The sequence below is a fragment of the Dorea sp. OM07-5 genome (assembly GCF_003481355.1).
Lineage (GTDB): Bacteria > Bacillota > Clostridia > Lachnospirales > Lachnospiraceae > Dorea_D > Dorea_D hominis.
On record NZ_QUKZ01000029.1, the window covers coordinates 1 to 6,279 of the forward strand.

Below are 6,279 nucleotides of genomic sequence, written 5' to 3' on the forward strand. Positions count from 1 at the left end.
TCGACAGTTGTTTTAGTTTCCAAGGGAAGTTCTTTCACTTCCTCACCATCAACAGGCACAGGAAAGTTGAATACAATCTTCTTTATCCAACTTCCGTCTTTCCTTTTCTCCGGGAACATCTCAATTCGCTCGATAAAGGCCTTCATAAACTCTTTCTGCTCCGCTTCCGTTGCGGAATGGTAGACTTCATCAAATGCCAGCAACAAGCGATAGATATTGTCACCGGAAATCTTCTCCTGCTGAATGCTGCGGATCTGACTTTGCAATTCGCCAATCTGAACTTCAATTTCCTCTATGGTATCATACTGCTCATCATAGCGGCGCTGCAAGTCCAAAATTTTTCTGTCATAGTGGGCATCGTTGATGTCCAAGGTATCCATCTGACGCTCCAAGCGGCTTTTCGTTCCAAAGGCTTGCTTTAGCCGCCCTTGTAGGACAGCTATCTGCTTTTCCATATCTTCTGTATCAACTGCTGTTCCGATTTTCGCCTGAATCGCTTCTACAAACCGTGGATTATTGACCATAGCGGAGATAACCTTCGCCACAAATTTGTTGATCTCTGTCTGCTCGATATTCAACCGGAAGCTGCACTCATGTCCGGTAGGCGTAACCGTATTTTTGCAGTAGTAATAATACCGTGTTTTCTTGTCCTTGCTGTGTGCCTTGGCGATATTGCCGTACATACTCTTGCCACAGCATGGGCATTTCAAGATACCGGACAGGATGTGGGCGTGATCTGGATTGTTGACCTTTTCCCGCTTAAAGGAATTGATCTTGCGCTTCTCCTGTGCCAGATACCAATCTTCTTCGGAAATAATGGCTTCGTGCTGCCCATCGTAAACAGGGAACTCCGACTGCTCGACCACGTGCATCTCATTTCTTGTACCCTGTTTCTTTTCGGTTCTCCGTCTGCCGTAAGCAATTTTACCCATATAAACGGGATTGTCCAGTACGTCCTGCACAAAGTTCCTTGAAAATCCGGGAATGGTGTTATTCTGCCGCAGCTTCTTGATAAAACCGTTGCGGTTCAGATATTTGGCTACTCCGGCAACGCCCTCGTTGGTATGGATGTAGCGGTCATAAATGACCCGGATCACCTCAACTTCATCCTCTGCAATGACAAGGTTTCCATTTTCCAGTTTGTATCCATATGGAGCGAAACCGCCGTTCCATTTGCCCTCACGAGCCTTTTGCTCACGTCCTGCCATTGTCTGTGTGCGGATATTTTCTCGCTCAATCTCTGCCACCGCAGACAGCACAGAGATCATCAGCTTTCCTGCATCCTTGGAGCTGTCAATGCCATCCTCCACGCAGATCAGATTGACACCGAAATCCTGCATGAGTTGCAAAGAGTTCAGAACATCCGCCGCATTTCTGCCAAATCGGGACAGCTTAAAGACCAGCACATAAGAAACATCATCTTTGCCGTCCTGGATGTCATTCAGCATCCGTTGAAACTCCTGCCGCCCTTGGATGTTCTTGCCGGAAAATCCTTCGTCAGAATACTCCCCGGCAACGATCATATCCTCGTATGCCGCATACTTCCGCAGCTTGTCACGTTGGGCATCCAAGCTGTACCCGTCAACCTGCATGGAGGTGGACACTCTCGTATATAGATAACATTTAAGTTGTTTCTTTTTCAGAATCGCCACCTCCTTCGTTCATTTCTTTTACCACAAGTCCTTCGTTACGGATATAATACTCCAAAAGCCACAGCACATAATCCGGTGCATGGCGGTTGTCCAATTCCCACTCGGTCATCGTCCGGTATGGTATATGAACCAACTTGCAAAAGTCCTTCCGGTTTAATCCCGTGCTTTCCCGCAACTTTATAATTCTGTTTTTACAATCCATCTGCCTATCTCCCTAAAAGCAAAAATACACGTTGCGTACATATTATAGCATATCCGCAACAAGTACGCAACGTGTAAATTGTAAATTTTTACGCAGCCTTATCCGTCAAAGGCTGCGCTTGATTACTTTTCTCGGAATGCTCCACTTCCTGCGGAGCGTCCTGTTCCAATTTATCCAAAACCTGATGTCCATATTTCTGGAGCATCTGGCTCATAACATCCACACAGCGGTCAAATGCCGCATTATATTTCGCTTCCTCATAATATTTCTTCAATAGGCGATTCCTCCATCAAAGTTCCATATCCTGTCCACGCTTCCGTGCAGTGTGTTCGTGCTCCTGCGTTTCTTTTCCTTTGCTGAGGACAACATCAAGAAAAGCCCGAACCCTTTCGGATGCGATTTCCAGTGCATCCAAGAAGGGCTGGGCTTTCTTTTTCAGCTCTTGATATTGTTCATGCAGCGCATCGTACCGCTGCTTCCATGTTTTTGCACTTTTCTCCGCTTGCTCGAATTTCTGCTTGTACTTGATCTTCTCTGCCTTTTCCGCAAAGCTACTGACAGCATAATCTTTGAGTGTGCGGCATTCATCCGGTGTCAGAGTGATATTGTTTCCGAATATGGCCTTCTTGCCCATCGCTTCAATATCCTGCACCGTCAGTGCAAGAGTCTTTGCCGTCTTGGTTTCCTTTTGCAGCGCTTCCAGTTTCTTTTTCTGTTTTGCTGTGGCAGCTTTGGCATCCTCCAAACTCTGCTCTGCCTGTGCTACCTGCCCGGCCACAGTTTCCAGCCGCTGCTGTTCTGCCTGCACCTTGAACTGGGTCACAGTCAGATGTTCCTCGGTGCTTCCACGTTCTCCACGCTCCAGATCGGTATATCCGGCAACTCGCATGAAATGAAAAAAGTCATCCTGCAACACACTGTAGGATGACTTCAAAATCTTTTTTCCTCTTGCGTTCAACATTGGATTACCGTCCTCGTCAAGCACCGGCTTGGACTCCCATTTCTTACTGCGGCTGACCTGTGTGATGACCTCCTTAACGGTTCCCCGGAGGGCTTCATCCTTGCATCGCTTCGACCAAAGTATCTGCTTTTCCACCACCGGGATATAAACCACATGAAGGTGGTAGTGGTACACATTTTCGCCCAAAGCTTCGGACATTGCTCGGTTGCGCTCATCGGCGTGCATCACAGCGGAGAGGATATACTGCTCACCACCTACGATCTCCGCAGCAGCTTTGTAGGCATCGGCATAAAACTGTTTCGCAAATTCATAGCCGCCATGATTGTAGAAATAAGCGGAATTCACATCAAATGCCAACTCACCGTATTTGACGGCATCCGGTTTCAGACCTCTGGTGGAGATCACGCCGTCTTGTTCCATCTGCTCAAACATTTTTACATAATCGTCCGTGGGTGCTTTGAAATGGACGTTCAGAGAAGTGCGTTCCGGCACGATGTCCTGATTGCTGTAGCTGTCCTTTTCACGCTCATTGTGTTCCTGTACCTTTGCCACATCTGCCGGGTTTCCCAAGTCCTGATTTCTGGCTACGGTACGGTCTATTCCATCGTTTCTTGCCATTGGCGTTTCCTTTCTTTGAGATTTGCAGACAGCGGAGAACTACGGAGAGGCACTTTTTCAAAGTGTAATAACCCACTATGACACTTTCATCCATACTGGCTGCAAAGTGCCGTGGGCTCTCCGAGGGCTCTCCCGAGGGGGAATGCGGTCACTGCGGTGACCTCTGCTGAACTGCCCGAAAACTGTCTGCATCGTTTTCTGTTGTTCAGCCCGGATAGCTGCTGTTTTGCGAAACACCACCCATCCCGGCGGCAGTGAAAATCAAATCTTTCACTGCAATAGAAACAGCCCAAATAAAGGAAATGAGCTGTTTCTATCACAAGCGTTTCACGCTCTTTTGCTGCGTACATACGTACCAGCCAATGGGATTTACTCGACCTGCCGCCATTCCTCCGGAATGTCCTCCGGTACGTACGTACACGGCGAATTTCCGTAAAACCCATTTATATGAGGTCGTGCAATGGCTTCCACGCCCATGAATCCCCACACCCGTCGTCCGGCAGAGTTGGTGATGTTGTTGCAATGCTCCAGATTGAATTTCTTGGCATTGGCAATCATGGCGTCGCTGAAGCTGCGGGCTTTCAGCGGTGCAAGGGAATTTTCTTCGCACCACATCCGATAGATTTCATAGAAATCCTTGGAGCTGATGGACGCATCCGCTTTACGCCGGATATATCCCTCGGAATCCATGAAATCAAAGATATTGTTGTTGTCACGCTTGACCGCTTCCCGGTTTTCCCGGATACGGTCACTCTCCGTAAACTTAAAGTTGTTGGCAACAAGCCGCTGTAAGCCTTCAAATGCCCATAGGAAGATACCCTCGGCTTCAGCTTTCATCTTCTCTGCAAGGTCAGGATCGTCAGCTCTGTCCACCGGCTTTTCCTTGGTAGTCAGCACAAGCTGTCTGCGATAAAATCCGTCACTGCGGTCATACAGGGCTTGCAGATCACCGTTACTGAATGCCAGCAGCCGGGCGAACATCCAGCCCTGATAACTCTGCTTGCCTTTACGTTCCAAATCCATCTTGCCCTGTGCTGTCACGATGGATTTTACATAGTTGGTCTGGCGCAGAGCTTCCATCCGCATATCATCATCCACGCACAGCAGGATGTGTTCCAGATCGGCACGGGCGAAGCGGTTTTCAGAAATCTTGCCGATGCTGCCGTCTTTCATATTCGTGCCAAAGATAGCAGAAAGCGCAGCTCCGATTTGGGATTTGCCCTCGCCGCCGTTCCCCTTAATCACCATCATGCGCTGTCCCTTGTTGGAGGGAATCAGACAGTAGCCAATGAACTCCTGCAAAGTGGGGATGTCCTCCGCATGGAGCAGCCCATCCAGAAAGTTCAGCCAGATCACCGGCGCAGTAGCATCGAGATTGTAAGCAACAGGCAGACGACTTCGCACGATAGCCGGTCTGCCCTCGGTAAATGTTCCGTTCAGCAGCAGCGTACCGTTGGACACATGAATGCGATCCTGCTCCGGCGGAAAGTCCGGCACTTGTGCTTCCAGTTTCAGCACTTCCAGAATGTTGGTGATCTTCCGTGGGATATTGTTCGCAGCACAGAATTTCAGCTTGTCGTAAATCTCCCCACGCAATGGGAGATCGTCCGTCACTCTACCATCGGGCGTGAAAAAAGCTCCGTCTGCAAAGATGATTCTGCGCTCATGCAGAAATTCTTCACAAAACAGAGCTTCGTTGATGTTCTGCCCATCAAACCACATGGGCAAGTTCATATCAGGCGTTTTTCGGTTCTTCGCCATGGTACGCCACCTCCTTCTTCTTTCGTGCGGTGTACTCTTGCAGAAAAGCAATCTTGCCCTCCTTCATCAGCTTGTCCACCACAGCAACCCGTTCTTCCAAATCGCCCACGGTCAGCACGTCTGCCATATATTCGATATGGCAGTGCATCTGGCAAGCTTCCACAAAACGATCATCCAGAGCATTTTCCGGTGTCTTGGGTGCGTATCGTACTTTCCAATCTTCCAGCAGATGCAGATAATCCGTCAGCACCCGGAAGCACAGCATTTCATCCTCCCGGAACTGACGGATATAGGGACGTTTGAGCTTGGCCATAGCTGCGGCAGTGGGCGGTTTCGGGTTAAGCCCGAAGTCCGAAGCCAGCTTTTGCGCTGTCTCATAGCTGCTCATATTGAACAGCCTTGCCATAAGGTCGATCACATCTCCCTTTGCTCCACAGCCGAAACAGAAGAAATAGTCCTTATTCAGCTTCAAGCTCGGATGCCGGTCGTGGTGGAACGGGCAGCAAGTCATTCCGTTGTGGCTCACTTTCAGCCCATAGTGTTCGGCGGCTTGCTTGATGCTGATTGCCGCCTTGATGGTTTCATAGATGGTCATAGAAAAACCTCCGTTCATAATATTCTGGAAAGCACGAAGCACCCGCCGTGATTGGCAGGTGCTTCGCTCCTTCTATTATGGTTATGCCGAATTTTTCAAAAAACAGGCTAATGACAGGACAATCCTGTTTCAAAAAACAGGACAACTTATCTGAGGACGTAGATTTCTTCACATTTACATGATATAATTAGAAAAATGGAAAAACAGGACAGGAGGGCAAGCATGAACCAAGAATTGATGACTTTGGATTTTTGGCAGGATACGGTCATATATGAGGGCAAAACATTTCCTGTCGGTACGCTTGCCTGTGATGCACTGAATGTCCCTGCGGATACCATTGCAAAGGCGAACGAGCAATGCGAGAAAATCAATCTGCTGCTCGGAACATTAAACGCCGGACAGGACGCTTCTGCACTCTGTCCTATGGCAAGGGGAGCTACTCTGGCGATGCTGGATACTCTCAGCGAAACCCCGCCGTTCTCTTATATGG

6 protein-coding genes and 1 pseudogene are annotated in these 6,279 nt (G+C 48.8%); 1 reads left to right on the forward strand and 6 read right to left on the reverse strand.

Going from position 1 to position 6,279, the window contains the following annotated elements:
- The 6 genes from DXC04_RS14960 to DXC04_RS14985 form a co-directional block, all read right to left on the reverse strand.
- A partial coding sequence (locus DXC04_RS14960; protein ID WP_118661311.1) for a recombinase family protein occupies positions 1-1,643 on the reverse strand: 1,643 nt, incomplete at its 3' end.
- On the reverse strand, positions 1,624-1,854 hold the full coding sequence (locus tag DXC04_RS14965; RefSeq protein ID WP_040894231.1) for a helix-turn-helix domain-containing protein: 231 nt from the start codon (positions 1,852-1,854) through the stop codon (positions 1,624-1,626). The genes DXC04_RS14965 and DXC04_RS14960, both read right to left, overlap by 20 nt.
- 88 nt (positions 1,855-1,942) lie before the next feature.
- The gene (locus tag DXC04_RS14970) at positions 1,943-2,128 is read right to left on the reverse strand and encodes a hypothetical protein (protein WP_118661304.1); all 186 of its coding nucleotides are present in this window, start codon (positions 2,126-2,128) and stop codon (positions 1,943-1,945) included.
- Between the two features lie 15 nt (positions 2,129-2,143).
- Entirely contained in the window at positions 2,144-3,433 is a 1,290-nt protein-coding gene (locus DXC04_RS14975; protein WP_118661305.1) for a plasmid recombination protein, read from the reverse strand.
- Between the two features lie 369 nt (positions 3,434-3,802).
- Positions 3,803-5,194: a DNA primase family protein gene (locus tag DXC04_RS14980; protein WP_118661306.1), complete on the reverse strand. Its 1,392-nt coding sequence runs from the start codon at positions 5,192-5,194 to the stop codon at positions 3,803-3,805.
- Positions 5,169-5,789 carry a CHC2 zinc finger domain-containing protein gene (locus DXC04_RS14985; RefSeq protein ID WP_118661307.1) on the reverse strand — a complete coding sequence of 207 codons (621 nt, stop codon included), beginning with the start codon at positions 5,787-5,789 and terminating at the stop codon, positions 5,169-5,171. The genes DXC04_RS14980 and DXC04_RS14985 overlap by 26 nt, the downstream gene beginning before the upstream one ends.
- Before the next feature lie 222 nt (positions 5,790-6,011).
- On the opposite strand from DXC04_RS14985, the pseudogene DXC04_RS15945 reads away from it, so the two are divergent.
- Positions 6,012-6,279, forward strand: a pseudogene (locus tag DXC04_RS15945) (DUF6076 domain-containing protein); the annotation flags it as partial.

Coding starts and splice junctions, on each gene's coding strand:
- DXC04_RS14965 (WP_040894231.1), bottom strand. CDS start 1,854: ATGGATTGTAAAAACAGAATTATAAAGTTGCGGGAAAGCACGGGATTA.
- DXC04_RS14975 (WP_118661305.1), bottom strand. CDS start 3,433: ATGGCAAGAAACGATGGAATAGACCGTACCGTAGCCAGAAATCAGGAC.
- DXC04_RS14980 (WP_118661306.1), bottom strand. CDS start 5,194: ATGGCGAAGAACCGAAAAACGCCTGATATGAACTTGCCCATGTGGTTT.
- DXC04_RS14985 (WP_118661307.1), bottom strand. CDS start 5,789: ATGACCATCTATGAAACCATCAAGGCGGCAATCAGCATCAAGCAAGCC.